The sequence below is a fragment of the Candidatus Oscillochloris fontis genome, assembly GCF_004138135.1.
In the GTDB taxonomy this organism is placed as follows: domain Bacteria; phylum Chloroflexota; class Chloroflexia; order Chloroflexales; family Chloroflexaceae; genus Oscillochloris; species Oscillochloris fontis.
Genome location: NZ_RYFD01000035.1, coordinates 20,590 through 45,401, shown reverse-complemented (window position 1 = coordinate 45,401; position 24,812 = coordinate 20,590). Strand labels below are relative to the sequence as shown.

General features: G+C 59.8%; 25 protein-coding genes. 12 read left to right on the top strand and 13 right to left on the bottom strand.

Annotated features, from left to right (window positions below; genetic code table 11):
* The 8 genes from EKD03_RS13250 to EKD03_RS13215 all read left to right on the top strand — a co-directional run.
* Positions 1 to 74, top strand: a 74-nt coding sequence (locus tag EKD03_RS13250) for an EF-Tu C-terminal domain-related protein (RefSeq protein WP_153188297.1), incomplete at its 5' end; no start/stop codon positions are given.
* Positions 75 to 150: 76 nt separating this feature from the next.
* Positions 151 to 378 carry a preprotein translocase subunit SecE gene (secE, locus tag EKD03_RS13245; protein ID WP_129631579.1) on the top strand — a complete coding sequence of 76 codons (228 nt, stop codon included), beginning with the start codon at positions 151 to 153 and terminating at the stop codon, positions 376 to 378.
* Between the two features lie 80 nt (positions 379 to 458).
* Complete coding sequence (nusG, locus tag EKD03_RS13240) at positions 459 to 971, top strand: transcription termination/antitermination protein NusG (protein ID WP_420808805.1); 513 nt, start codon at positions 459 to 461, stop codon at positions 969 to 971.
* Between the two features lie 151 nt (positions 972 to 1,122).
* Complete coding sequence (rplK, locus tag EKD03_RS13235) at positions 1,123 to 1,548, top strand: 50S ribosomal protein L11 (RefSeq protein WP_129631573.1); 426 nt, start codon at positions 1,123 to 1,125, stop codon at positions 1,546 to 1,548.
* Positions 1,549 to 1,623: 75 nt separating this feature from the next.
* A complete protein-coding gene (gene rplA / locus EKD03_RS13230) occupies positions 1,624 to 2,340 on the top strand; it encodes a 50S ribosomal protein L1 (protein WP_129631570.1) in 717 nt (238 codons plus the stop codon).
* 283 nt (positions 2,341 to 2,623) lie between these two features.
* Complete coding sequence (rplJ, locus tag EKD03_RS13225; protein WP_129631567.1) at positions 2,624 to 3,160, top strand: 50S ribosomal protein L10; 537 nt, start codon at positions 2,624 to 2,626, stop codon at positions 3,158 to 3,160.
* Positions 3,161 to 3,230: 70 nt separating this feature from the next.
* A complete protein-coding gene (gene rplL / locus EKD03_RS13220) occupies positions 3,231 to 3,623 on the top strand; it encodes a 50S ribosomal protein L7/L12 (protein ID WP_129631564.1) in 393 nt (130 codons plus the stop codon).
* A 151-nt stretch (positions 3,624 to 3,774) separates the two neighbouring features.
* Positions 3,775 to 6,762 (top strand): hypothetical protein, encoded by a 2,988-nt coding sequence (locus tag EKD03_RS13215; protein ID WP_129631561.1) that lies wholly within the window; start codon positions 3,775 to 3,777, stop codon positions 6,760 to 6,762.
* Between the two features lie 134 nt (positions 6,763 to 6,896).
* On the opposite strand, the gene EKD03_RS13210 is transcribed toward EKD03_RS13215, so the two are convergent.
* From EKD03_RS13210 to EKD03_RS13190, 5 genes are all read right to left on the bottom strand, one after another.
* On the bottom strand, positions 6,897 to 7,325 hold the full coding sequence (locus EKD03_RS13210) for a SufE family protein (protein ID WP_129631558.1): 429 nt from the start codon (positions 7,323 to 7,325) through the stop codon (positions 6,897 to 6,899).
* A gap of 3 nt (positions 7,326 to 7,328) precedes the next feature.
* Entirely contained in the window at positions 7,329 to 7,667 is a 339-nt protein-coding gene (locus EKD03_RS13205; RefSeq protein ID WP_129631555.1) for a hypothetical protein, read from the bottom strand.
* A 63-nt stretch (positions 7,668 to 7,730) separates the two neighbouring features.
* Positions 7,731 to 8,477 (bottom strand): hypothetical protein, encoded by a 747-nt coding sequence (locus EKD03_RS13200; protein ID WP_129631552.1) that lies wholly within the window; start codon positions 8,475 to 8,477, stop codon positions 7,731 to 7,733.
* A gap of 21 nt (positions 8,478 to 8,498) precedes the next feature.
* Entirely contained in the window at positions 8,499 to 10,547 is a 2,049-nt protein-coding gene (locus EKD03_RS13195; protein WP_129631549.1) for a hypothetical protein, read from the bottom strand.
* Positions 10,548 to 10,556: 9 nt separating this feature from the next.
* The gene (locus tag EKD03_RS13190) at positions 10,557 to 11,384 is read right to left on the bottom strand and encodes a response regulator transcription factor (RefSeq protein WP_129631546.1); all 828 of its coding nucleotides are present in this window, start codon (positions 11,382 to 11,384) and stop codon (positions 10,557 to 10,559) included.
* 270 nt (positions 11,385 to 11,654) lie between these two features.
* Between EKD03_RS13190 and EKD03_RS13185 the strand changes: the two genes are divergently transcribed.
* Both EKD03_RS13185 and EKD03_RS13180 read left to right on the top strand, forming a co-directional pair.
* Complete coding sequence (locus EKD03_RS13185; RefSeq protein ID WP_129631543.1) at positions 11,655 to 13,073, top strand: sensor histidine kinase; 1,419 nt, start codon at positions 11,655 to 11,657, stop codon at positions 13,071 to 13,073.
* A gap of 137 nt (positions 13,074 to 13,210) precedes the next feature.
* On the top strand, positions 13,211 to 13,630 hold the full coding sequence (locus EKD03_RS13180) for a response regulator (RefSeq protein ID WP_129631540.1): 420 nt from the start codon (positions 13,211 to 13,213) through the stop codon (positions 13,628 to 13,630).
* 11 nt (positions 13,631 to 13,641) lie between these two features.
* Here EKD03_RS13180 and EKD03_RS13175 read toward each other — a convergent pair whose 3' ends face one another.
* Together EKD03_RS13175 and EKD03_RS13170 are read right to left on the bottom strand one after the other, a co-directional pair.
* Positions 13,642 to 15,153 (bottom strand): hypothetical protein, encoded by a 1,512-nt coding sequence (locus EKD03_RS13175; protein WP_129631537.1) that lies wholly within the window; start codon positions 15,151 to 15,153, stop codon positions 13,642 to 13,644.
* Positions 15,154 to 15,386: 233 nt separating this feature from the next.
* Entirely contained in the window at positions 15,387 to 16,904 is a 1,518-nt protein-coding gene (locus EKD03_RS13170) for a hypothetical protein (RefSeq protein ID WP_129631534.1), read from the bottom strand.
* A gap of 131 nt (positions 16,905 to 17,035) precedes the next feature.
* Here EKD03_RS13170 and EKD03_RS13165 point away from each other — a divergent pair, with 131 nt between their 5' ends.
* Both EKD03_RS13165 and EKD03_RS13160 read left to right on the top strand, forming a co-directional pair.
* Positions 17,036 to 17,773: a polyprenol monophosphomannose synthase gene (locus tag EKD03_RS13165; RefSeq protein ID WP_129631531.1), complete on the top strand. Its 738-nt coding sequence runs from the start codon at positions 17,036 to 17,038 to the stop codon at positions 17,771 to 17,773.
* Between the two features lie 231 nt (positions 17,774 to 18,004).
* Entirely contained in the window at positions 18,005 to 18,229 is a 225-nt protein-coding gene (locus EKD03_RS13160) for a YiaA/YiaB family inner membrane protein (protein WP_129631528.1), read from the top strand.
* 120 nt (positions 18,230 to 18,349) lie between these two features.
* Here the strand turns inward: EKD03_RS13160 and EKD03_RS13155 are convergent, their stop codons facing one another.
* The 6 genes from EKD03_RS13155 to EKD03_RS13130 all read right to left on the bottom strand — a co-directional run bounded on the left by EKD03_RS13155 (position 18,350) and on the right by EKD03_RS13130 (position 24,660).
* Positions 18,350 to 19,453, bottom strand: coding sequence for a glycosyltransferase family 4 protein (locus tag EKD03_RS13155; protein ID WP_129631525.1), 1,104 nt, complete (start codon positions 19,451 to 19,453; stop codon positions 18,350 to 18,352).
* A gap of 2 nt (positions 19,454 to 19,455) precedes the next feature.
* Entirely contained in the window at positions 19,456 to 20,082 is a 627-nt protein-coding gene (upp, locus tag EKD03_RS13150; RefSeq protein WP_129631520.1) for a uracil phosphoribosyltransferase, read from the bottom strand.
* 110 nt (positions 20,083 to 20,192) lie between these two features.
* Positions 20,193 to 20,930, bottom strand: a complete 738-nt coding sequence (locus EKD03_RS13145) for a response regulator transcription factor (protein WP_129631517.1) — start codon at positions 20,928 to 20,930, stop codon at positions 20,193 to 20,195.
* 45 nt (positions 20,931 to 20,975) lie between these two features.
* Entirely contained in the window at positions 20,976 to 22,271 is a 1,296-nt protein-coding gene (gene clpX / locus EKD03_RS13140; protein WP_129631514.1) for an ATP-dependent Clp protease ATP-binding subunit ClpX, read from the bottom strand.
* Positions 22,272 to 22,353: 82 nt separating this feature from the next.
* Positions 22,354 to 23,010 carry an ATP-dependent Clp protease proteolytic subunit gene (locus tag EKD03_RS13135; protein WP_420808804.1) on the bottom strand — a complete coding sequence of 219 codons (657 nt, stop codon included), beginning with the start codon at positions 23,008 to 23,010 and terminating at the stop codon, positions 22,354 to 22,356.
* A gap of 141 nt (positions 23,011 to 23,151) precedes the next feature.
* A complete protein-coding gene (locus EKD03_RS13130; protein WP_129631511.1) occupies positions 23,152 to 24,660 on the bottom strand; it encodes a trigger factor in 1,509 nt (502 codons plus the stop codon).
* Positions 24,661 to 24,812: the final 152 nt, after the last annotated feature.

Genomic DNA, 24,812 nt, shown 5'->3' with positions numbered 1-24,812 from the left:
AGGGTCTGCGCTTCGCCATCCGTGAGGGTGGGCGTACCGTCGGCGCGGGTGTTGTCACCAAGATTGTCGAATAATCGAAGCACTGACGACGCAGGGGTTCAGCGAACTGAACCCCTGCGTAGTTGCTTCACATTCGGCTAAGGGAATAGAATGGCCGTGGCCAAAGAAAAAGAGCTAGAGCAGCAGGAAAATGCGGTTGCCCGCACCATCCGTGAGACACGTAGTGAACTGCGGAAGGTCGTCTGGCCCAACCGTGAAGAGACGACTCGTCTGACGATCGTCGTCATCGCCATCTCTGTGACTATTGGCTTGATTCTGTTTATTGGCGATTCGATCTTCCTGTTCCTGTACACGCAGCTCGTGTCGCTTCTGAGTTAAGAGCTAGTGATGTGAGGGCTGCCTTGGCAGAGGAAGAAAAAAAAGAGAGCACCGAGACCTCCGAGGAACGGCGCTGGTACGTGATCCACACGTATTCAGGCTACGAGAACAAGGTGAAGCAGAATCTGGAGCATCGCATCGATTCGATGGAGATGCGTAACCAGATCTTCCGTGTGATCGTGCCAACCGAAGAGGAGATCGAGATCAAGAACGGCCAGCGCCGCACGGTCAACAAGAAAATCTACCCCGGCTATGTGCTGGTGCAGATGCACATGACCGATGATTCCTGGTATGTAGTGCGCAATACGCCGGGTGTGACCAGCTTTGTCGGCCATGGTAATCGGCCCACTGCCCTTGAGGACGATGAAGTCAAGACCATCCTCAAGCAGATGGAGGGCGAGGCACCCAAGGTGCGCGTCAGCTACCAGAAGGGCCAGGCGGTCAAGATTACCGATGGGCCATTCACCGATTTCGAGGGCATCGTTGATGCCATCGATCACGAGCGCGGGCGGGTGCGCGTCCTGGTTTCGTTCTTCGGGCGCGAAGCGCCGGTGGAACTAGATTTCCTCCAGGTCACGCGGCTCGTGGATTAGGTTCTACCCGCAAGCTTCGTTTGCGGTATGCTGGGGGCCGTTTGGCCCCCACACGTATGTCTGACACCTCGCCGCCGGTTTGACGAAGCCGAACGGTGTGGCGAGGGAGGAGCGGGCAAACGCCCTCACTCCATTACAGAGGAGTATCGTTGTGGCAAAGAAACTCGTCGCGGTTGTTAAGCTCCAGCTTCCGGCTGGAAAGGCCACTCCGGCCCCGCCCGTCGGCCCCGCCCTGGGCCAGTACGGTATTAACATCATGGGCTTTGTGAAGGAGTATAACGAGAAGACCTCCTCACAGGCCGGGAGTATTGTGCCGGTTGAGATCACGATCTATTCGGATCGCTCCTTCCAGGTCAAGCTGCTCACCCCGCCGGCTGCCGATCTGCTGCGCAAGGCTGCTGGTGCCCCGAAGGGTTCGGGAACGCCCAACCGCACCACGGCGGGCCAGATTACCCGTGCCCAGTTGCGCCAGATCGCCCAGCAGAAGCTGCCCGATATGAACGCCCTTGATGTCGAAGGGGCCGAGAAGATTATCGCCGGAACCGCCCGCAGCATGGGCATTAAGATTGTTGATTAGCAGTACGCCCCCACTGGGGCGTCTGACCCTGTGGGAGGGCCTGAGGCCCGTCTGACCACGAAAGGAATCTCTGCAATGCCGAAGCACGGTAAGAAGTATCTCGCGGCAGCCGCAAAGGTCGATCAAGACCAGTTTTATAGCCCCGAAGAGGCGATCAATCTGGTGAAGGAGACCTCCTTCGTCGAGTTTGATGCCACGATTGAGGTGCATATGCGCCTGGGGATCGACCCGCGCCACGCCGATCAGAATATCCGCACCACGGTGGCACTCCCCCACGGTACCGGTAAGACGGTGCGCGTGTTGGTCTTCGCCCAGGGTGAGGCGATTCAGGCCGCCCTCGATGCCGGTGCCGATTTCGCCGGGAGTGATGACCTGATTGCTCGCATCGATAAGGAGAATTTCTTCGATTTCGATGTGGCAATTGCCAGCCCTGACATGATGGGTAAGGTCGGTCGCATCGGGCGTAAGCTCGGTCCGCGTGGCTTGATGCCCAACCCCAAGAGCGGTACTATCGTTCCCGCCGAGGAACTGCCGCGTACCATCCGCGAAGTGCGCGGTGGGCGTGTCGAGTTCCGTAACGATAAGACCGGTATCTTGCATGTGGCCATCGGGAAGGTTAGCTTTACCCCTGAGCAGATCACCGAGAACTTCATTGCCCTGATGGACGCAGTCAAGGCCGCTAAGCCGAGTGGGGCTAAGGGAACCTACATCCGCACGGTGACGCTCACTAGCACCATGGGGCCGGGAATCCCGCTCAATCCGAGCCTCGCGCAGACCTTGGCGCTGAGCTAAGCCTCAAATCCTCTTTGCGCTTGTTTTTGACGGCGAAGCCGTCAAAAACAAGCGCAAAAGATATGGTATAATCGGCACGGTTCAATAACTAGATAGCCACCCCAGACAGCACGGTGGGTCGCACGGGCGCCCCTTAATGGCCAGCAGGCCGCCAGCCGAGGTTGCACGGATGTGATGCGGCGGATGTTCTCCGCTCAACCATGTGTGTGTTTCTTCGCCACGGTGTCTGGCTGACACGGTGGTTTTTTTGATCTATGTCCAACCAAGAGAGGAGGTGAATACAATGCCAACACCACGTAAGGTTGAGATTGTTGATGATCTGACCGACAAAATGGAGCGCATGCAGCTTGCGGTCGTCGCCGACTACCGGGGCTTCTCGATGGCTGAATTGACGGCGCTGCGCAGCAAACTGCGCGAGAACGGTGCCGAAATGGTGGTCGCCAAGAATACGCTGCTGCGTCTGGCTGCCCGCAATACCGGGCGCGAGACGATTGAGCCGCTGCTCGAAGGCCCCACGGCAATTACGTTCGCGTATGACAATATCTCTAAGGTCGCGAAGATTTTGCTGGATGCCAGCAACAAGCCGGTCAAGCCGCTGGTGCTACGCGGCGGTCTCCTTGGTTCCAGCCTCATTCCGGCGGATGGCCTGGAGAATGTAACCAAGTTGCCCACCCGCGAAGAGGCGCTGGCACAGGTACTCGGTGGGATCTCGGCCCCCGTCTCCGGTGTGGTCGGTGTGCTCAATGCCGCAGTTTCCAATGTGGTCTACACCCTTCAGGCACGCATCGATCAGATGCAGCCGGCCAGCGACGCGGCCTAGTTGCTGATCATGTGCGTCCTGGTTGATTGTCTCTTGTAAGTTCATCATTTCTTTTAAGGAGCATAACGTAATGTCGAGCGAGAAGATTGCGGCGATTATTGAGTCGATCGAGACCCTGAACGTCCTTGAGCTGGTCGAGCTGAAGAAGACCATGGAGGAGAAGTGGGGCGTGACGGCGGCTGCCCCGATGATGATGGGTGGCTTCGCAGCCCCGGTGGCAGCGGCTGAGGCGGCGGCTCCGGTTGAGGAGAAGACTGAGTTCGATGTCATCCTCAAGGAAGTCGGCCCCAACAAGATCGCCGTCATCAAGGTGGTACGCGAACTGACCAGCCTGGGCCTCAAGGAAGCCAAGGATCTGGTCGAGGCTGCTCCCAAGCCGGTCAAGGAGGCTGTCAGCAAGGAAGATGCTGAGGCTGCCAAGGCCAAGCTGGCCGAGACTGGTGCCACAATCGAGATCAAGTAAAAACCACCTCTGGTGGAGGTTCGGGGGCGGCTTTGCTGCCCCCGAAGATCTTTTTTTGCGGTTGTGTGGCGGCGAAGCCGCCACACAACCGCAAAAACTGGGGTTTGGGGCATAGTCCCAAGGGGTTTGCCCATGCTCCTACGGGATGCCCATGATGACAAGCCTTCTGCCACAAGCCTTCGCTGCCCTTGAGTCCTTCCCCGCGCTGCATGCCGAAGTTGCCCCGACGCTCCAGCGTCAAGCGGCTCGCGCAGTTGCCGCGCTCTCCCGCGCGCTCCCCCGGCCTACCCTCCTAGAGTCTCTCCAGCACGCCTGCGCCGACCCCGCTGGGGGGCTGGTGGTTCTTGAAGGCGCACCGGGAACGGGCGTGACGAGCCTCCTTGTGGCGCTCGCGGCGCAGCAACCCTTCCCCCTCTGGCTGGCTGATGATGAGCCGCTGGGTTTGGCGGCGCTCTATGCCCAGATCATTGCCCTCTGGCGTCCGGGGTTGCCCTTGATTGACCCCGCCGCGCTGACTGATCCGATGGCGCTGGATCGTTTGCTCGGTGAGGCGCTGGCAAGTGCGGGGCAGCCGTTGGTGCTGCTGATCGATCTGCCCAACCCGCATGCCCCACCCACAAGCCCCTTCCCGCCGATTGTACCCGGCGAGATCCCAGCCGGGTTGACCGTGGTGGTCGGGTGTGTCCCCGGCACCCCACTGCCCAGCGTGCCACGTCTGCGGCTCACGCTCCCCGCCGCTGATCCCGATATGGTGGCTCTCAGCGCCCAGATCTTGGCCGATGTTGAAGAGACGCAGCGCTCTGCGGTGATCCATGCGGCCCAGGGCAACCTGCTCTATCTGCGGCTGGCACTGTGCTGGCATGAGTCCGGGTCGCTCGATCTGCGTAGCCCACCGCTAGGGTTGGAAGGGTTGCTCGGTCTCTGGTGGCAGAGCTTGGATAGCAGCGCACAGCAGGTGGCGTTGCTGTTGGCCGCCGCCGCTGAGCCACTGCCACTCCTGGTGATCGCTGAACTCGTGCAGACCGACCCGGAGCCGCTGCTCAGTGGCTGGGAGAGCCTGGAACTGATTGACCTCACCATGCAGGCGGGGAGCGATGGCCCGCTGTTCCTGGCTAGTCTGGCCCATCCGGCCTTCGCGCCACTGATTGCCAAGCTCGCCGGGGATGATCGCTTGAGCGCAAGCCACGACGCCCTCGCGGCGCTGGCGTTGCACCACCTGAGTCGCCCGATTAATCAGGCCACGCCGGGATTGCGTTACCTGGCCCGTAATCTGGCACGCCACGCCGCCCTTGGCCCGCCGAGCGAACGCGCCACCCGGCTGGCCCAAGTCACCTCGCACGAGTGGGTGCGTAACCATTCGCGCTTGGCCTCGCTGGCCGATGCACAACGTGATGCGGCATGGGAACTGCACGCTGCCGCATCCGGGCCAATTGTGCGCCTGATTCGGGCGGCTACCCTTACCGGCATGCTCGCGACCCGTGCGCGCAGCCTGGATGCGGATAGCGCGGTTGCCGCCCTGACGCTGGGGCTGGAACAGGGTAGCCGCGATGCGGCGCTCAAGCGGGTGACGGAGTTGGTGGAACGGCTGCCCGATGGGATGGACAAGGCCCAGATCCTGCGCCGTTTGGGTGAGATCTGTTATGCGGGGCGAATGCGCACCTCGGCGATGCGGCTGCTCTCACGCGCCCTCGATCTGGAGGCCAACCCCACCTCGCCCACCTGGCGCGAACAGCGCGAGCAACTCTTTGTGGCCCTCGCCCAAGCTGCGATCAGCCTGGAGGCGATCACGGTGGCGCTTCAGATTGCCGAGCGGATTGAGCACCTCGAACGGCGGGCCATGGTCGAGACGCAGGTTGTCCGCCACCTGATTGCCACTGGCGATCTGGCGCAGGCACGCCGCGTGGCCCACGGGGTGCTGCACGAAGGTATGGGCGCTTGGGCACGCGCTGAGGTGGGGGTGGCGCTGGTGCGTGCCGGGGATCAGCGCGGCAGTATGATCCTGGAGGAGATCAGCCTAGAGACGGTGCGGGCCTGGGCGGAGATTGAACTGGCCTGTGACCTGGCTGCGCGTGATGATCGGGCGGCCTGGGCGCGGATTGAAGCGCTGCCGAGTCCAGGCCAGCGGGATCGTGGGTTGGCGCGGCTGGCCCACGCATTGGCGTTGGCCGAGAAGGATGGTGATGCGCTGGCCGCCGCCGAGCAGATCAGTGCGGTGGAGAGCCGGGTGGCGGCGCTGCTCGATCTGCGTGTGACCCTCGATGGCTTGGTGGCGATGTTGGCGCTAGAACGGGCCACAAGTGATATTGGCAGCCTCACCGGCGATGATCGTGCGCCACTGTTGGCGGCACTAGCAGCGGCGCACGCGCTGATTGGGCGGCGCGAGGCGGCGCTCACGATTACCGCCCAACTCCCCACTGGTGAAGAACGGGATCGCGCCTTGGCCAAGGTGGCGGTGGCGATCACCCAGAGTGGCGACTACCACGCGGCGCAGCAGATTCTGGCTCAGCTTGATGATGATGACGAGCGGGATTGGGCCAAGGACGAGATTGCGCGCATCCTGGCCGCTGGGGGCGGTTGGGAAGAGAGTTGGGTTCTCGTGAATAGTATGAGCGCCGATGATCAGCGGGCGCACAGTGCAGCCGATCTGGCAATTGAACGCGCCAGATCGGGTGAACCACTCGCTGCCTTGAACCAGGCGAGTGGAATTGAAGTGGACAGCGAACGGGCGCGAGCGCTAACCCTGATCGCGCCCTTGTTGGTGGCAGCGGGGCAGAGTCAGGTTGCCCTAGCTCCAGAACATGTGGCCCGGCTGACGAGTGGGGAGGCGCGGGGGCGGTATATGGCGGGCATCGCAATTGCGCTCGCCGAGACGGGGCACCCCGATGTGGCGAATGATCTGCTCCGCCACATCCGGCGGCCTGCGGCGCGTGCACGTGCCGGGGTTGCCGTAGCCCATACCTACGCCCAGATCGCCCCCGACAAGGCCGTGGCGGCGCTTGCCGCTGCCCTCCAGACGACCAGCAGTGGCCGCGAGGAGACCCTGCGGACGCTGGAGTGGGCGGCACCGACGCTGGCGCTGCTAGGTGGGAGTGAGTTGTTGGCGGCAACCGCAGCGCTGATTGCTGAGTTGGATGCGTAATCCCAATTGATCTCTGTTTTTTGACCACAGAGAACGCAGAGGAGCGCAGAGGAAAAACCGTAGGTATCTATGGGTTTGTAGAAACCCATCCCTCTGCGTACCTCTGTGTCCTCTGCGGTTGATATGGTGTACCACTAGCCTAGCTTCAACACCTGCCTCTTCATATAGGCCAGAATCGCGCTGATCCCATTCAGGCGCTGCGGGCTGAGTACCTGCTGCAACCCCATCGCATAGAAGAAATCAGCGGGGACAGCCACCACCTGATCCGGCGTTGCCCCATGCAGCCCCTCGGACAGCAGAGTCGCGTACCCCCGCGTGGTGGGGGCTTCGGGGGGCACATCCACATAGAAGCGCACCCCCGTTCCTTCACGTTCTGCATAGACAAAGACCGGACTCATGCACTCGTGAACCTGCTGCATGTGGGCATGGCCCTGAAGCATCTCCGGCAGTGGCGGTAAGCGATCCGCAAACTCCAGCAACAGCTCCAACTTCTCGTCGCGGTCGCACTGCCGAAACTCCTCGACGATCTCGCGCAACCGTGGCGGTAGTTCTGGGCTGCTCATGGGCTACCTGCCACTCCGCTGCTGAAGCAAACCCACCAACGAGTTGAGCACCCGCGCACGGTACTCGGTCGCCGTAGTCACATTGCGCTCATGAATGGCGAAGAGCGGGCCATCAATCTCCAGGCCACCCTCACGCGCCTCGCGCATGGGCACAATCGTCTTGCTATCGCCATCGAGCTTGACTACCGTATATGCACCGGGGCGCTCGGTCTCTAAATTGGGTATCTCACGCGCCGACACCAACACATAGTAGGTCTTGACTTCCATCTCAGCGGCGTCCTCAATATAGCGGGCAACCTTCTCAGCAGCGGTGCGGATCGAGTTCTCAAGTTCGGTAGCCATGACCGATTGCTCCTTTGTTGTAGGGGTGATACTTCTCCCGGTGGGGGTTTGGGGCTGTGTCTCTTAGGCAGTAGCTGCCCGCATATCATCGAGCAACTGATCGACAAATTTCCAAGCAGCGGGAAGCGCAGTAATTGCTCCCACCGGCGAACTGAACATGGTTGCCACGATTGTTGCTCCGCGTAGCACCGTGGTGAAGGTACGCAACAGCGCAGCGCGTGAGGCTAAGGCGACATTGAGCGTTCTACGATGAAGATCGATCTCATGGGGTTGGAAGTCGTTACGGAAGAGCGATTGAATCCCTCCGGTTAGGTCAACCCGTGAGCGTCCGATCACGACCTGTTCGATGGTCGTCTCGACCACCGCATAGGTCGTGAGCGTGGTTTGGATTTGGTTGGAGAAGGCTTGAAAGCGCTGATCAGCCTCTTGCCAACCCGCCGTCACTGATTCACGCAGGCCAAAGCTAGACGCCCCGCTCTGGGCGGCGCGGGCCTCCATCATCAACCCCATCAACTCCGCCTCCGGCGCGGGCATACGGGTGGAGAAACTCGCCCCACCACGCGCCAGATGCTGGATGCGGGCGGTGGCGGTACTTAATGCCACCTCCTGGGCATGCAGGCTGCGATCAGCACCATCGAGCACCGTCTGAGCCGCCTGGAGATCAGCGGGAAGATTGACCCGCCAGACCGTCCCGGCCTCCTCAGGCGCAGCGGCGACACTAAATGAGACGGGGGGCGCAGGCCGCGTCACCCATGGGCCGGGCGGTGTGGTGGCCCCCAGGACAGGATCGATCACCTCGAAGATGGCCATGGTTATTGTCCCACCACGGATCTACTTGATTGCCCCCAGCAAGCCTGCCGCAGCATTGGCGATGGTACGAATCATCTCGGCACGATTGGCCTGAGCCTGTTGCACCATACTCAGGTGGATAGCCCAGAGTTCCTCATCAATCTGGCCCTCGCGGCGCGGCACCACAACCTGGGTATCACCATCGAGCGACATCCGAGTCACGGCGCGTAAATGGGCACCATTGAAATCTCCATTGCGGTAGTTGATAGCGGTGAGATCATCGGCGACATAGGTCTCAACTTCAAGATGCGACGCATCTTCAATCGTGCGCTTGAGGGTTTCGCCGATACGCTCGGCAAAATCTTGGATCGAGGCGGTCAACTTCTGCACCACCTCACTCACCGCGCCCTTCTCGCCACTACTCTTGTCGCCCGAACCGAACAGACCAAAGCTGGCCCCCGCACCATCGGGCATGCCGGTGGGCATCATGGGCTGGGTGCCTAGACCGGGGATACCGGGGACACTCGGAGCGACTGGGGCAACCGGAGCGACCGGGGCAACCGGAGCGACCGGGGGTGGTGGGGACGTAGGAGCGCTGACGACCGAGATGGTGGTACGTTCGGTAGTACTCGGCGGTGCCCCAACATCGGCGAGGGGCAGACGCACCGCCGGGTCGCCGATCACCACATAGCTACGCGAGTCGTTATGTTCGGTCCACTTGGTGGAGAGTTCAAACGGATCAACACTCACACCCCAATGGGCATTCTCCAGATCTTCTGTCAGCACCGAGGCCAATTCGGCGTAACGATTGTTGAAGAACTCCAGTGCCCAGCCCACCGGCGCACCATCGAGCATCATGCGGCGCATGGCGCTGCTGAAGGTCTCGATCTGACGGCCACCACGGGCATCACTAAACGAGAAGGTCCATGCACGTTCCACATGGCCAATCACGGCCAGCGCACCACCATTGGGATGCCCAAGCATCTTCTGGGGCAGGTGCGCGAGGAAGGAGTGGGGCGCAATCGCGCTCTGCATACCCTTCTGGTGCGGGAAATCATCGTTACGCGGTGTACCGGCCCCAAAGCAGGCGAAACAGAAGGCGACCGTACCGAGCAGACGCGCCCGCGAGTCGAGATCCTCACCCGCGAGGTAGAACTCCTGCGGGATTGGCCCACGCCACAGGCGCGGCCCCGGCCAATCTTGACACAGAATCGCCCCTTGGTGCGGGATCTGATGGATGTCACCGGGATCAAACTCCATCCCGTGGCTGGCGGTAAAGAGCAACGCCGGAGTCTCCTCGCCGCCTAACAAACCACGCAGGCGCTCCTTCTTAGCCCCATCCCCAATGATCGTCTCGATGCTCCAGCCATCAGCGCGCTCATTCTTACGAATATCCTGCGCAAGTGGCAAGATCAACTCATCGGCAGCACGAGTCGTGGCCGCATCGTCAAAATTGCGCACCCCAAAAAAGACTGCCTTCCGGGGCAACTTCACCTCGCCACGCTCCGAGGCCACCACACTCCGTGCATAACGCGCATACTCATCGAGTGTCTCGAAATAGATCCGCCCCACCGCATATTGCACATCAATCTGGTACTGAAAGCGGAAGGGGATCTCTTCAGGGCTACCCACGAGCAGCAGGTAATAGGGGAACTTATCTGGGTCAACCGGCCCAGAGGTGGCGGTACTCTGACGGCGCAAGAAATCGGCCTTACTCTCATTGGGGCGATAGCCGGTTGGGCCGATGCACTCACGATAGCGATCCCCGGCCTGGGTTTTGCGCCATTCCAGCAACTCACTCAGCGCCTCGCGGATGGAGGCCGACTGGGGGCCAGCCGGGAAGATGACCCCCCACCCCGTCTGGGCTAGGTCACGCTCGTTAACCCCCTCTTTGACACCAAAATTGCCGGTGCGCACCTGCGTGGCCCGGCGTTGCAATTCCTGACGCTGTTCAGAATCGGGGTCAAGATTTTCGGGCTTTGGATCTTCACCCCGGATCAGGGCGGAGAGTTGATCCGCAGTCATTGGTTGACGACCATAGGTCCCACGGCTGCCGTTCACGCCATTGAAGTAGAGCAGTTCGCTAGCCATAGTTCAACCTTAATCAATCTGGAGGATGTAGCCTTTCCCGCGCACATTGAGCAGGTAGCGTGGTGTGCTAGGATCAGGTTCAATCTTCTGGCGCAGATGGTGGATATGCGGCTTGATCAGTTCCCCCGCTTCCAACTCACTCGTCTCATAGCCCTGGGCACAGCGCACCAACTGGGTATAGGAGAGCATCTGGCCGGAGTGTTCGGCCAAACAGAGCAAGAGCCGAAACTCAGTAGGCGTCAGATTGAGCGAGCGCTCACTGAGCGTTGCTGTCTGGTGCCAGGTGTCGAGTTGCAACTGACCAATGATCACCACCCGCTCGTGGCCCGCCGCGACGGGTGTCGAAGGGGTGGACGGAGGCGCAATCGGAGAGAGATCGGATTGCAAAGTGGGTACGCTATCACCAACCAGTTCCTTTGCAGCCTGGCCAATCGTACTAATCAAGGTACTCTGGCGTTGTCGCTTGAGGCGTTCAGCCAGTGCGGCGGCCACCCGTTCCATAATCTGGGCCGGATCACTCGTCTTCAACATATAATCGAAGATACCATGATGGATGCCCTCAATCGCCGACTCAAGCGAACCATGGCCGGTAAGGACAATCACCTCCGTATCGAGGCCCCGGCTACGCAGCGCATCAACAACCTGAATACCATTGATCCCCGGCATCTGAAGATCTACCAGCATCAGATCAAAAGAATGCGTACTAAAGAGTGCTACTGCCTCCTCACCATTCGATGCGGTCGTAATTGCATATCCAGATCGGCGTAGGAGGGCACTCAGAGTCAGCCGGATATTTTGTTCATCATCAACCACCAAGATATTCGCCAAGTCACTCATTCCGTTTGCGCTCCAAGAAAAAACGCACTATAGTGTTGCATAGTTTAGGTAGGGTCATCATAGCATGCACGGCTTTACGATGTCAACGTAGCCGGTTGAGAGTAAGGCATGCGCAAAGTCACCTCCGGTAAGGGTTTGGGGTCGGCGTAGCCGCCCCCGAAGATCTTTTTTTGTTGTGTATTGGCAGCGAAGCCGCCAACACACAACAAAAATTGGGGTTTGGGGTGCAGCCCCAAGAGTTTTGCACATGCCCTGAGGTTAAGAGCAATTATGGGTGAGCTAGAAGATCTCCGACAGCGCGTCGCCGAACTTGAACAGCGTCTGAGCGAAGTTCACGCTCAGGCCGAGACGGTAGAGCGTGAGGCTGCCCTCCAGATGACGCGGGCGATCAATCTGAATGCCCGTTTGAGTGTCATTCTCTCGCTCTCTGCCGCCTTGCCCAACAGCCGCGATGTGGATACAGTGGTACAACTGATCATTCGCGAGGCGGCCACGCTCTTTCCCGGCACGAGTGCCACCCACCTCTTCTTGGTCGATCATGAGCGCAATACCCTCATTCTGCGTGCTAGCGCCAGTGCTAACCCCTGCACCATCATCACCCACCCTCTGCATGGTCTTCCTGGAAAAGCAATCCTGGCACCACGCGCTATGCTGCTGGTTGGCCCAGAGTTGGAACTGACGCTCAATGAACTCGATCCGTACCATCTCGCTGATCTACGCAATAGTATGCACGAGTGGCCGCCCCAGAGTGCGCTGATCGCCCCTTTACGGGTGGACAGCCAGCGCTTCGGGGCTATCGTGCTCTATGGTGGTGTCCACGCGCACCTCTACCATCCCCGCGACATCCCGTTCATCCAGGCGCTTGCCGATCTAGCTGCGGTCTCGATTGATGAACTGAACCAGCGCACGCGGGCTGCGGCATTGCAACGCGATCTCGCGCTTACCCAATCGCTGCACGCCGAGGCCGAAGCCCGCCTCAATACCGCCCAAGCCCAACTCCTCCAGAGTGCGAAACTCGCCGCCGTGGGCGAACTCTCAGCCTCGGTCGCCCACGAGATCAATAACCCGCTCTACGCGGCCCGCAATAGCCTCTATTTGGTCGAACAGGATCTGAGTGCGGATGCCCCCGAACGCGCCTTCCTCACGATTGCACAGCAGGAGTTGGGGCGCATTGCGCGCATCATCACCCGCATGCGCGACTTCTACCGCCCGGCGCGAGCGGAACTGGCCGCCACGAATATCAATGTGCTGCTGCGCGAAACACTGGAGTTGGTGCAGACCCACCTACGCCACAGTCACATCAATACGATGACCGAGCTGAGTAGCGATATTCCGGTCATCATTGCCCATGCCGACCAACTGCGGCAGGTGTTTCTGAATATTATTCTGAATGCCTGCGATGCCATGCCTGATGGTGGTGATCTACGGGTGCGCACGCGCATGCTTCAGGCCCGCTACGAAGCGCCAACCACTATCGAGATTGATATCTGCGATACGGGTGTGGGCATCCCGCCTGAACACCGTCCGCACCTCTTTGAGCCGTTCTATACGACCAAAACCCACGGCACCGGGCTGGGCTTAGCGATCAGTGCCCATATTATCAGCCAACATAATGGGCGCATTCTGCTTGAGAGCGAAGTATGCCAGGGAACGACCTTTAGTATCCTCCTGCCCACGAACCAAGACTGATTCTACCCCTAGAAATACCCCTTTCCCCGGTTATCGCTTTATCACATAAAGTTGTCACCTCCCCTCTCCCTAGAGCGGTACAGGCTGGTACGATAATGCTTGGACACCTTTTGTCCACCTGCATGAAGGATTCAGCCATGCCACCCAGGCAGATCCAAATCTGCGACGATGACCCGGCAGCGGCGCTGATCACCCAGCGGGGTCTCCAGACACTCCTTGGCGAGAACTATACCGTCACGGTCGCATCCTCGCCCAATGCGGCGTGGTTGGCTTGTGCCCACGGTGATGTCGATCTCTTGATTGTTGATCCGGGTGCAGGGAGTGGCTCAGCGAGTGCGCTTGTACGGGCCATGCATGCCTTTCGACCCACCACGCCCATCCTTGTCCTCACCGCCTATGATACGCCTGGTCTGCGGGCGAAGATGCGCGATTTAGGGGTGAGTTACTACGCTGCCAAACCAATTGACTTCAAGGAATTGTTGCCAATCGTGACTGCGGCGCTTCAGACGGTGCCAATGCCAAGCGCTTTCCCCTCACGGATGAGTGTCTATCATTAAACAGAACCTACTCACCGCCGCACAAAGTAGGTCGCCTCGTCATCCGCGTAGCGCTGCTCCCACACCTCCGGGTGCGCCTGGGCATATTCGATCAGGGTGCTCTGGTTCTTGTTACTCAGCAGCATGGCATCAATCTGGTAGCGTGCCAACAGTTCTTCCATGTTCGCGCCACTGCCAAAGAACTGGTAGTCTATCCACTGCTCCAACGGGTAGAGTTCGATACGCGGATCGGCCCAGACGCGCTGCTTCGGCAAGGCCCAGATCAGGTAGCTGCCATAACTCATATCGTGGAAGAGCCGCGCAGGCCGCTCCGGCTCTTGCGCCAAGAACGCCACCGCCGCCACCGGAGTCTCCGGGCTGATTACCGCGCCGACTGCGGGCGGTAGCCCCAGGTAGGGCTTGAACCAGGGTAGACTCATCACCACCATGAGCCCGATCATCCCGACCAGCACGCTGTTGATCGCCGTTGCTCCCTGGAAGACCGGGCGTTCGTTGCGTGGCAGCCAACTGGCCAGTTGCACCACCACCATGGGCGTGGCGACGGCAATAAACCACAGGTTGTTGCGCACCGCCCCCAACGCTAACCAGAAGAAGACCCCGCTTAGAAAGAGATCGACCGGGTTGACTCGGCGCGGTGCGTAGGCCAGCACCACCACCCCCACGATCACAAACAGGAAGAAGATCACCCCGTTGGTGCTGCGCACCGTCTGCGGTGCCCACTCGGTCACCAAGCGGGTGACTGCCGAGCTGCCCAGCAGGTTGCGCACATAGCCCAGCACCGCGAACCCACCGGGGTTCAGCAGCCACGCCGCCCCCGTGAGCACCCCGCTGAGGAAGAGTGGCCCCAACGGGGCGCGTGGTTCCGCGACAGCCACCGAGCCTGCCCGCCGCTGCCCGACATCCACCACCAAGCGCCGCAGCCACTCGGCCCCAAAGGTCAACCCGATCATCCCCCCGCCCAGCACGAACGAGCCGTGCAGGTTCACCCACACCACCGCCAGGGCGGGCAGCAGCCAGAGTTGCCAGCGATAGCCGGGATTGGCGCGCCGCCAGCCATCCAGCACGTAGAGGTAGATGATGAAGAGGCTCAGCGCGTAGGTCTGCGGGCGCACGATCCAGTTGTCGAACGAGGCGGGCATGGTGGCCAGCAGTAGAAAGATTACACTCAGCCGTAGCCGCTGGGTGCGCTCGACACAGATCCGCAACAGCAACCCGTAGGTCGCGGCCAGGAGCGCGGCTTGTACGATCACCAGCAGGGCCGGGCCGCCGATCTGGTACAGCCCGTACATCAGCACTTGGCCCAACCAACTCTGGTTGTAGAAGGGCTGCCCCGCCTGGGTGTAGGAGAAACTATCTACGGTTGGGATCTGCCCCGTCTCGACAATGATCTTGCCAGTGGCCATGTGCCACCAAAAATCCTGCGGCTGGATCGGCGTCAGCAGGGCGCGCAGCGCAATAAAGGCCAACGCGGCAAAGATCCAGACATGATCGAGCGTTACCCGTGGTTTGCCTGCTGCTTGCATTGTCTCACCTTCTGCACCAGATCTCACTCTACACAAATCTGCGTAATCTGGTAACAGTTCACACTTCTCCTAGCCTCCAGGTTTTGACGCCAAGACGCAAAGGCGCAAAGCCGGCAACAAAACCTTTGCGTCCTTGCGTCTTTGCGTCAACACGAGGTTTCTTTTACCCCAAGTGTGAACAGTTACGTAATCTGCGTAATCTGCGTAATCTGCGTAATCTGCGGATAATCGTCTCACCTTCTCCGCCAGATCTCGCTCTGCGCATCCTGATAGGTACGCTCCCAGATGCTCGATTCATCCAAGGCACTAGCCAAGGCGGGTTGGAGGTGAACATCGAGCAAGACACACGCAATCCCATACTGATCGAGCTTGGCTAACGCCTCTTGCCCCCGCGTGATCGCCACATAATCACGCCACTGTTCGAGCGGGAAGAGTTCGACCCGTGGATCAATAAAGCTCTGCGCCTGTGGATAGAGCGCCCACGCCATATAGGAGCCGTAGCCCATCTCATTGAAGATCGGCCCTGCGCATGGCACGTTGCGCAACTCCTCCACCGCCGCCACCGGCGTATCGGCACTAAAGATCTGTGGCGCTCCGGGCATCGCGACAAAGATCGCCTGGTACTCGGCGGGCAGCGGCAAGCGCCACTTGAACCAGGGCTGTAAGGTTCCCCATCCGCCCACCAGGGCGAGTGCTAGAATCAGATTGGCCAGATTACCCGCACGGGCTGGAGCGGGCGCACTCCCCAAGATCGGGCGCGGCGCGGCCAGCGACTGGGCGACCAGCGGCATTGCTGCCATCCCAAACCACACCACATAGCGCGCCCCCATAAAGGCTTGCCAGCCCAACCCACACACCAGGATCACCTCGCTGATGCTCGGTCGCCGCCGCGCAAAGGCGAAGGCCGCAATCAGCACCAGCACCCCGATGACAAAGAACATCCCCGCCGGGGTCTGCGGGCTAGGTGGCTGCCACTCGTTAATCAAGCCCTGGCTCGCATCATCGCCCAGCAGACTCGCCACATAGCCAAAGACCCCCGGCCCCAGCGGGTTCACCATCGTTGCCACCACCATGCCCGCCACCGCCAAATAGAGCCGTTGCAACAAGGCCCAACTCAGCGCACGCGGTTGGCGCAGCCACCGCCGCAGCGTCTCACCCACCACAAACGCCCCCGCCACCAGGATTCCCATGATGAATGCGCCGTGGGCATTCACCCAAAAGACCATGATCAGCGGCAACCCCAACAGCCAGCGCGGCCCTAAACGCCCCGCCGCGTAGCCGCTCAGGATCATCAGCGTGCCCATAAAGGGCAGCCACGACCAATTCTGGGTGCGTGCATTCAGGTTGTTGATCGTCATCGCCCCGGCCAGCACCACTACCAGCGCCGCCAGCCGCCACGAGCCACTGCGCAGTCGCGCTTCCCAGGCCACCAACCCAAACGCCAGCGTCGCCAGCAGGTTGCGCCCGAAGATGGTCATCGGCAGGCCACCGATCTGGTAGAGCAGGTAGAAGAGCCACTCGCCCAGCCAACTCTGGTAGATGTAGGGATGCTCGGCAGGCAGCGTCCAGGCGAAGAGATTGGTGCTCGGAATGCCACTCGTCGCCACCAACTCACCCGCCTTCAGATGCCACCAAAAATCGTTCGGCTTGGTGGGCACTAGGCTCACAAACCCGCCCACAAGACACACCGCCAACACCACCCAGAGATGTTCGAGGCGCAAGCCAACCTGTAAACGCGGGGGCGTACTCATGGGGTTACTCTTTCCGCACAAGGGCTAGGACTAATCAGCTATGGATAGCTGATTGCCCCCCATACAATGCGGGGCTATAATAGCACGGTGATGTTACGATCCTAGCTTCTCGGAAGCTCAACGAGATCTTTATGGAAGAATCTGCTCGCAGTCGCAAGATTGACATGGCCGACTGTACGGTGATCATCCCCACCTATAACGAAGCCGAAAATATTGGCCATCTCATCCCCCAGATCTTGGCCCATCCGCGTTGCCGGGTATTGGTGGTAGATGACGGTTCGCCCGACGGCACGGGCACTATTGTGTCCCAGATGGCCAAAGATGACTCCCGCATCGGCCTGCTCTCGCGCCCCGGTAAACTCGGCCTCGGCACCGCCTACATCGCCGGGTTCCGCCGCGCCCTCGCCGAGGATGCCAATATGATCATCGAGATGGATGCCGATTTCTCGCATGATCCCTGCTACCTGGCCCCACTCATCGCTGCGGCTTCTACCACCTACGACATGGTGATCGGCTCGCGCTATGTCAAGGGTGGCGGCACCACCGACTGGGGGCTAGGCCGCAAACTGATCAGCCGGGGCGGCAATCTCTATGCCGGCATCATCCTCGGTCTGCCCGTGGCTGATGCAACCGGCGGCTACCGCTGCTACCGCCGCAGCGTTCTTGAGAAGATCAACCTCAACGCGGTGCGCTCCAACGGCTACGCCTTCCAGGTCGAAATGGTCTATCGCGCCCTGCGGGTCGGTGCCCGCGTTGGAGAGATCCCAATCATTTTCCCCGACCGTCGCGTCGGTAAATCCAAAATGTCGCGCCGCATTGTACTTGAAGCCCTGATCAATGTCTGGAAGCTGCGCTTCGGGTTAATCTAACATCTTCACAGTATGGGCAATATTCTTGGGGCTACGCCCCAAGCCCCAGTTTTGGGTGGTGTTTGGCGGCTTCGCCGCCAAACACCACCCAAAAAAGATCTTCGGGGGCGGCGCAGCCGCCCCCGAACCCCCACCGAAGGTTACATCTTCACCCTTTGGCTACCGTGCGCCTCTGCTGGCTCTGCTATGCTCAACATAGAGAAAAGCAGCACACACCAGAGGAGCAACCCCATGGATACCTACCAGAATCAGAAGGACTCACCCGCTTGGGTCGCGTTTGTATGGATCTCGTTTGTCGTCTCGTCAGTGCTGATGGTCATTGGCATCTGGTATTTGCCGGTTGATGTGTGGGTGAAGGGCTATTTTGCGATGGGCTTCTTCTTCACCATCGGCTCCACCTTCAGCCTCGCCAAGACGCTGCGCGACCAGTATGAGATGCGGCGCACGGTGGTTTAGTGTGGTTAAGAAATACCGCGTAGGGGCGCGTCGTGACGCGCCCCATGCGTCTCCAAGCCATAATAAAGGCTCCGATCATCGCGCCGGAGGGCGCGTCGCGACGCGCCCCTACAGCCGGTGCTACTTTTTTCGCCCCGTATAGGCCAAAATCCCAATCACCAACACCCCCAAACAGAAGAGTGCCCCCAACTTGAGCAGCGGGGTAAAGAAATCGAGCAGCGCAATTGCCCCGAAGGCGGCACTCAGGCTGTAGTAGAAGAGAACCACCTGGCGCTGCGAAAGCCCCATGTCGAGCAAACGGTGGTGCAGATGATCGCGTCCGGCGCGGGCGGCGGAGCCACCACGGAGGGTACGGCTGAGAATGAGCCACGCCATATCAATCAGCGGCACCCCGATCACCAGCAGCGCGGTGGCCAGCTTGGCCCCGCCGATGATCGCGCTCAACCCCAGGATGTAGCCGATGGTCATCGCGCCCACATCACCCATAAAGAGCTTGGCGGGGTGAAAATTGAAGATCAGGAACCCGGCACATGCCCCGGCCAGCGCCAGCGGCAAGAGTGCTACGGTGTACTGCGGCGGATCGAGTTGCAGCGTGTGCAGGGCCAGGATCGCCGCCGCAATCAGCGTGACCCCTCCGGCCAACCCGTCTAGCCCGTCCGACCAGTTCACCATGTTCTGCATGCCCACCACCCAGAAGATGGTCGCGCCAATCGCCAGCCAGGGGCTGATCTGGTGCAATGGGATCTGGTTGAGTAGGGGGAAGTTGAAGGCGGTGATGATGATCCCCTGCGCCTCGGTGGGCGCACCGAGCGCATCGGGGTAGAGGGTCTGATCCCAGAGGTAGGGGCCAATCGCAATCAGGGCGGCTAGGATATGTACCCCTAAGCGCGGCAGCGCGGGCAGATCGAAGATATCGTCGAGCAGACTCACAATGGCGATCAGGGTTGCGCCGCATAGCAACAGGCCCAAACGCACATGCTCGAAGGGCGAGCGGTTGAGGAGTGGGTCGAACTGCTCCAGACCAAAACTGAGCAGCAACGCCACACTAAACCCGGCAAAGATCGCCAAGCCGCCTACGGTCGGGGTGGGAGTACGGTGAACATGGCGCGGCCCCGGTTTGGCCACCCACCCTTGAGCCACACTCAGCCGGATGAGCGGGGGAATCAAGAGTACCGTCACCCCAAAAGCAGTCAGCAGAGTCAGGGCCAACGCAACACTCAGCATGACTATCCTGTTCCAAACTGGCGATCTCCAGCATCGCCCAGGCCCGGCACAATATAGCCGCGCTCATTGAGGTGGCTATCAATCGCCGCCAGGTAGATCGCCACATCGGGGTGGGCTGTCCGCAGCAGTTGCACCCCCTCTGGGGCGGCGATGAGGCCCAAGAACTTGATCTGTTTGGCCCCCCAGTGCTTGAGGATGTCTACTGCTGCGACTGCCGAGCCACCCGTGGCCAACATCGGGTCTACAATGATCGAGATGTCAATATCGGGTTCGGCGGGCAACTTGTTGTAGTAGGTCACTGGCTGAAGCGTCTCGTGATCGCGGTACAGCCCCAGGTGCCAGACATGCACGGTGGGCAGGATCTCAACAATCGCCTCGGCCATGCCCAACCCGGCGCGCAAGATCGGGATCACCCCGACCTGTTCGGCAACCTCGTAGCCCTGGGCGGTGGCGAGGGGCGTCTGTACTGTGAGCGGGGCTAAGGGGAGATCTTGCGTCGCTTCATAGAAGAGGAGTTGGGCGATCTCACGCACCAACTCGCGGAACTTCTTTGGTTCGGTCAACTCGCTGCGCAGCAAAGCCAGTTTATGCAGCACGAGTGGATGGGTCGAGACATGCACCTCTTCCATGCAACACCCTCTAGTATTGTAACTATTCACACTTGGGGTAAAAAACCTTCGTGCCTTCGCGCCTTCGCGTGAACAATAATGTTTCTCTTACCCCAAGTGTGAACAGTTACCTAGTATTCAGCCAGCTTATAGCCCACCCCGCGCACGGTCAGAATAATCTTGGGCCGCGAAGGGATCAACTCCACCTTCTCGCGTAGACGGCGCACACAGACATCCACCAGATTGGTCTCACCGACATACTCATAGCCCCACACCTCGCGGAAGAGCGTCTCGCGGTCGAAGACCTGACCGGCATTCGCGGCGAGGAAATAGAGCAACTCAAACTCCATGGGGGTGAGGTTGACATCGTTGCCGCGCACGGAGACCCGGTGGCGTGGCTCGTCTATTTCGAGGTCGCCCACACGCACCACGGGTGGGGCACGGCGTGCCGTATAGCCCTCGACGCGGCGCAGGATCGACTCGACGCGAGCGATCAACTCGACCGTCTTAAAGGGCTTGGTGATATAGTCATCAGCGCCGAGCTCAAAGCCATGCACCACATCCTCGGTACCATCACGGCTGGTAAGGATGACAATCGGCACATCACTCTGGGCGCGAATACGCTCGCACGCCTCGAAGCCATCCACATAGGGCATCATCACATCAAGGATGACCACATCGAAGGGCTTCTTCTCAAAGGCTTTAAGCGCCTCTAAGCCATTCGAGACCGCCGCGATCTCATAGCGCGGGTCTTTGAGCGTCACCTGGATCAATGCGGCGATGGAGGGATCATCATCGGCGATCAGGATGCGGCGCGGAGCCTGAGCCTCTTCGGCGGTGCGTTCAGATGTACGACGAATCGGTGGCATAAGCACAGCAGGAAGCCCAAGGCCCATGGGCCTTGGGCTTCCGAATTAGACAGCTTCGTCCAAGCGACGGCGGAACTCGGTACGCGGCACAAGGATGGGGTAGCCCCGGCCTTGCACCACCTCGGCATTGATGATACAGCGCCCGATATGTTCTTGGGCCGGCACCTCATACATCACATCCAACAGTACCGCCTCGACAATACTACGCAGAGCGCGTGCGCCAGTCTTGGCCTGCATGGCCTGTTCGACAATCGCATCGAGCGCATCGGCAGTAATCTCCAGATCGACATGATCGAGCGAAAGCAACTTCTGATATTGCTTGACGACCGCATTACGCGGCTCGGTCAGGATACGCAGCATCGCCTCACTGGTAAGTGGCTCAAGCGAGACAATCACCGGCACGCGCCCGATAAATTCGGGAATGAAGCCATAGTGGAGCAAATCGTCCTGATTGAGTTGACTGAGCATGCGAGCATGTTCGCTCAGATCTTCTTGCATGTGCTGGCTGGTAAAGCCGATAGTACTCTTGCCGCGCATGCGCTGGGAGATAATCTCTTCGACGCCCTCAAAGGCTCCACCACAAATGAAGAGCACATTGGTGGTATCGAAGGAGATATACTCCTGCTGGGGATGTTTGCGACCGGGCAGCGGCGGCACATGGGCCACACCACCCTCCAGGATCTTCAAGAGCGCCTGTTGCACGCCCTCACCAGAGACATCGCGGGTAATCGAGGGATTATCGGCCTTGCGGGCGATCTTATCAATCTCATCAATATAAATAATCCCACTTTGGGCGCGCTCAAGATCGCCATCAGATGCTTGGATGAGGCGCAGCAGAATATTTTCGACATCTTCACCAACATAGCCCGCCTCGGTGAGCGCGGTCGCATCCGCAATCGCAAACGGCACATCAAGGATGCGCGCCAAGGTCTGAGCCAACAACGTCTTCCCACTGCCGGTTGGGCCAAGCAGCAGAATATTACTCTTGCTCAACTCAACATCATCAACCTTGGCACCGGCCTTAATCCGCTTATAGTGGTTATAGACCGCGACCGAAAGCACGATCTTGGCGCGATCCTGACCAATCACATACTGATCAAGCTTCTCGCGGAGCTTGCGCGGGGTCGGCAGGCGAGCGGGGCCAATCGGTGCGCTGCGACGTGGTGCCGACATCTGCTGCTCGGTCTCCTCGGCGATGATCGCGCTACACAGTGCGACACACTCATCGCAGATAAAGACCGTGCCGGGGCCAGCGATCAGGCGTTGCACCTCATCTTGGCCTCGGCCACAAAACGAGCAGACATAGGTACCACGGCCAGTCGTATTGCGGGTTCGGGTCATGGACTATCTCCAGGGTGACAGAGGATGACAATGATCGGGGGGATCACTCCACCCCGATCAGATGCACATCAGACCACCCACGTTACTTTTTCTCGCCGCCAGCGATATCTTCACGAGTCAGAATCTCGTCAATAATCCCATACTCCTTGGCTTGGATCGGGGTCATGAAGAGGTCACGATCAAAATCCTTGGCGATTCGCTCGATAGGTTGGCCAGTATCAGTGGCAAGCAACTCGCGGATGAGTTGTTGTTCGCGCAGCAACTCACGGGCCATAATCTCGACATCGGGGGCATAGCCGCGTGCGCCGCCACCTGCCGGGTGCATGTGGATGGTCGAGTGGGGCAGACTGTAGCGTTTGCCCTTGGCACCACCCGCCAAGATCGGAGTGGCCATACTGCCCGCCATTCCCACACAGACCGTGGCGACACTGGAGCGAATATGGCGCATGGTGTCATAGATCGCCAAGCCCGCCGTGATCGAACCACCGGGGCTATTGATATAGAGCCAGATATCACGGTCGGGATCGTCGCTATCAAGGAAGAGTAACTGGGCCACGATCAGGTTTGCGATCTGATCTTCGATGGGGGTACCGAGAATGATAATCCGCTCTTTGAGCAAGCGGGAATAGATATCAAACGCACGTTCGCCACGGCTACTGCTCTCGATCACCATGGGAATCAGGGCACTGGGATGGTCGTGGGCGGGGGGGCTGCTCTGATAGGGGCTCATCCATTTCATAGAGACGCCTCTTTCGGGTTGATCATTGCGATCAGGCAGGCAGGAGGAACGGATGGGTCTTGATCAGCATACCACATGCATACAAATAGGGGCGATCCTGTCGGGAGGGGTTTGACTATTCCCGACAGGATCGGTTCCTACCTACTCTTTTTCAGTGGTAGTGGGTTCGGCTGGAGCCTCTGTGGTTGGCTCGGCAGCCGGGGCTTCAAGCGCGGGAGCCTCTGCGGTTGGCTCGGCAGCCGGGGCTTCAAGCGCGGGAGCCGTACCAGTGGCAATCTCAACGATGCGAGCGCGTAGCTTGCGATCAATGACCATATTGACCACATCATGGATCATCTGGGTACGCAACGCATTGATCACGTTGGGGCGCTGCGCCTCATCGTAATCGCTGGCGATGAGCTCGATTTGCGCCTCAACATCCTCAGGTACGATCCCACCAATCCCCTCGTGCTCAACCAAACGGCTGAGCGCCAGGGTGGTCTTGGTGCGCTGCTCGGCATCGGGCATGAGTGCTTCAACCGCCTCATCGTGGGTCTGGCCACGGTACTCAAGCATCTGCTCTAGGGTGATGCCGTAGCGCTCGAACTGGTGCCCCTGCTCGTGGAGCATTTCGTGGGCCAGTTCCTGCACCATCACATCGGGGATATCGAACTCGGTCATTTCGACCAGTTGGCTCACATAGGTCTCAACCAACGTGCGTTCGGCGTTGGTGCGGGCGGTCTGCTCCAGATTGCTCTGGGTCTTGGCCCGTAGATCGTCCAGACTGCCCTCGAAGTTCTCCAGGCCGGGTAGCTCGTCCCACTCCGGCAGGATGCGCTCCCGAATGCCCTTCAGTTTCACCTTGAAGGTGATGGTCTTGCCGCGCACCGACTCTTCCTGATGATCATCGGGCATGACGGCGGTGATTTCGGTGTACTCATTCACGCTGAGGCCGATCAGACCCTGGTGCAGTTCCTCAACCAGACGACCGGGGATCAGATCCAGGGTCTGGATCTCTTCATCGTCGTCTGCATCGTCTTCATCGTCTTCATCGTCCTGATCATCCGCATCGTCTTCATCGTCTTCGAGGTCATCGTCCTCGTCGTCGTCACGGTCGTCGTCGTCCTCCTCGTCCTCCTCGTCGTCATCCTCAAATTCCGTATCGAGGATCACCGAGATCTGATCGCCCTCCTGGGCGGGACGCAGTTCATCTAGCTCCTTGAGCACCACATGTTTCTCGCGCATGCGCTCAAGTTCGCGCTCAATGTCTTTTTCGCTGATGCTGGCCGCTTCGAGGTCGAGACGAATCCCACGGTAGTCACCGAGGGTTACGGTTGGCGCAACTGGTACCGTGACCCGGAAGATGAACGGTTCGGATGAAGTGATCGATTCAAGGTTGGGTGGGCCGACCGGAGCGATCTTCTCCTGTTCGAGGGCGTCACGGTATGCCTTGTTGATCAGATCATCGGTGGCCTCTTCCATGAGGGCGGCCCGTCCATAGGAGCGCTCGATGATTGAACGCGGGGCCTTCCCAGGGCGGAAACCGCGAATCGGGAACTTCTGGGAGAGACGGCGGGCGGCTTTGTCTAAGCCACGCTCGACCTGATCCGGGTCAATCTCGATCTCTAAGGCCAATAGGCTCTTAGGAAGCTTCTCAGTCGTAACCTTCACGCCTGATACTCTCCATCTCTATAGATACAAGGTAGCGACAGGTTGCTTCCAGCGCCAACGAGATGGCACGGGCGCACCTGAGACACAACGTAGGAAACACGCAACATACAAGACCCTCCGAGGGCATGCTATTGGCCATTATAGCATGTCTG

Coding starts and splice junctions, on each gene's coding strand:
- EKD03_RS13215 (WP_129631561.1), top strand. CDS start 3,775: ATGATGACAAGCCTTCTGCCACAAGCCTTCGCTGCCCTTGAGTCCTTC.
- rplJ (WP_129631567.1), top strand. CDS start 2,624: ATGCCAACACCACGTAAGGTTGAGATTGTTGATGATCTGACCGACAAA.
- EKD03_RS13190 (WP_129631546.1), bottom strand. CDS start 11,384: ATGAGTGACTTGGCGAATATCTTGGTGGTTGATGATGAACAAAATATC.
- secE (WP_129631579.1), top strand. CDS start 151: ATGGCCGTGGCCAAAGAAAAAGAGCTAGAGCAGCAGGAAAATGCGGTT.
- upp (WP_129631520.1), bottom strand. CDS start 20,082: ATGGAAGAGGTGCATGTCTCGACCCATCCACTCGTGCTGCATAAACTG.
- EKD03_RS13170 (WP_129631534.1), bottom strand. CDS start 16,904: ATGAGTACGCCCCCGCGTTTACAGGTTGGCTTGCGCCTCGAACATCTC.
- EKD03_RS13200 (WP_129631552.1), bottom strand. CDS start 8,477: ATGGCCATCTTCGAGGTGATCGATCCTGTCCTGGGGGCCACCACACCG.
- EKD03_RS13185 (WP_129631543.1), top strand. CDS start 11,655: ATGGGTGAGCTAGAAGATCTCCGACAGCGCGTCGCCGAACTTGAACAG.
- rplL (WP_129631564.1), top strand. CDS start 3,231: ATGTCGAGCGAGAAGATTGCGGCGATTATTGAGTCGATCGAGACCCTG.
- EKD03_RS13165 (WP_129631531.1), top strand. CDS start 17,036: ATGGAAGAATCTGCTCGCAGTCGCAAGATTGACATGGCCGACTGTACG.
- EKD03_RS13180 (WP_129631540.1), top strand. CDS start 13,211: ATGCCACCCAGGCAGATCCAAATCTGCGACGATGACCCGGCAGCGGCG.
- EKD03_RS13135 (WP_420808804.1), bottom strand. CDS start 23,010: ATGAAATGGATGAGCCCCTATCAGAGCAGCCCCCCCGCCCACGACCAT.
- EKD03_RS13160 (WP_129631528.1), top strand. CDS start 18,005: ATGGATACCTACCAGAATCAGAAGGACTCACCCGCTTGGGTCGCGTTT.
- clpX (WP_129631514.1), bottom strand. CDS start 22,271: ATGACCCGAACCCGCAATACGACTGGCCGTGGTACCTATGTCTGCTCG.
- EKD03_RS13145 (WP_129631517.1), bottom strand. CDS start 20,930: ATGCCACCGATTCGTCGTACATCTGAACGCACCGCCGAAGAGGCTCAG.
- EKD03_RS13210 (WP_129631558.1), bottom strand. CDS start 7,325: ATGAGCAGCCCAGAACTACCGCCACGGTTGCGCGAGATCGTCGAGGAG.
- EKD03_RS13195 (WP_129631549.1), bottom strand. CDS start 10,547: ATGGCTAGCGAACTGCTCTACTTCAATGGCGTGAACGGCAGCCGTGGG.
- EKD03_RS13175 (WP_129631537.1), bottom strand. CDS start 15,153: ATGCAAGCAGCAGGCAAACCACGGGTAACGCTCGATCATGTCTGGATC.
- rplA (WP_129631570.1), top strand. CDS start 1,624: ATGCCGAAGCACGGTAAGAAGTATCTCGCGGCAGCCGCAAAGGTCGAT.
- EKD03_RS13155 (WP_129631525.1), bottom strand. CDS start 19,453: ATGCTGAGTGTTGCGTTGGCCCTGACTCTGCTGACTGCTTTTGGGGTG.
- EKD03_RS13205 (WP_129631555.1), bottom strand. CDS start 7,667: ATGGCTACCGAACTTGAGAACTCGATCCGCACCGCTGCTGAGAAGGTT.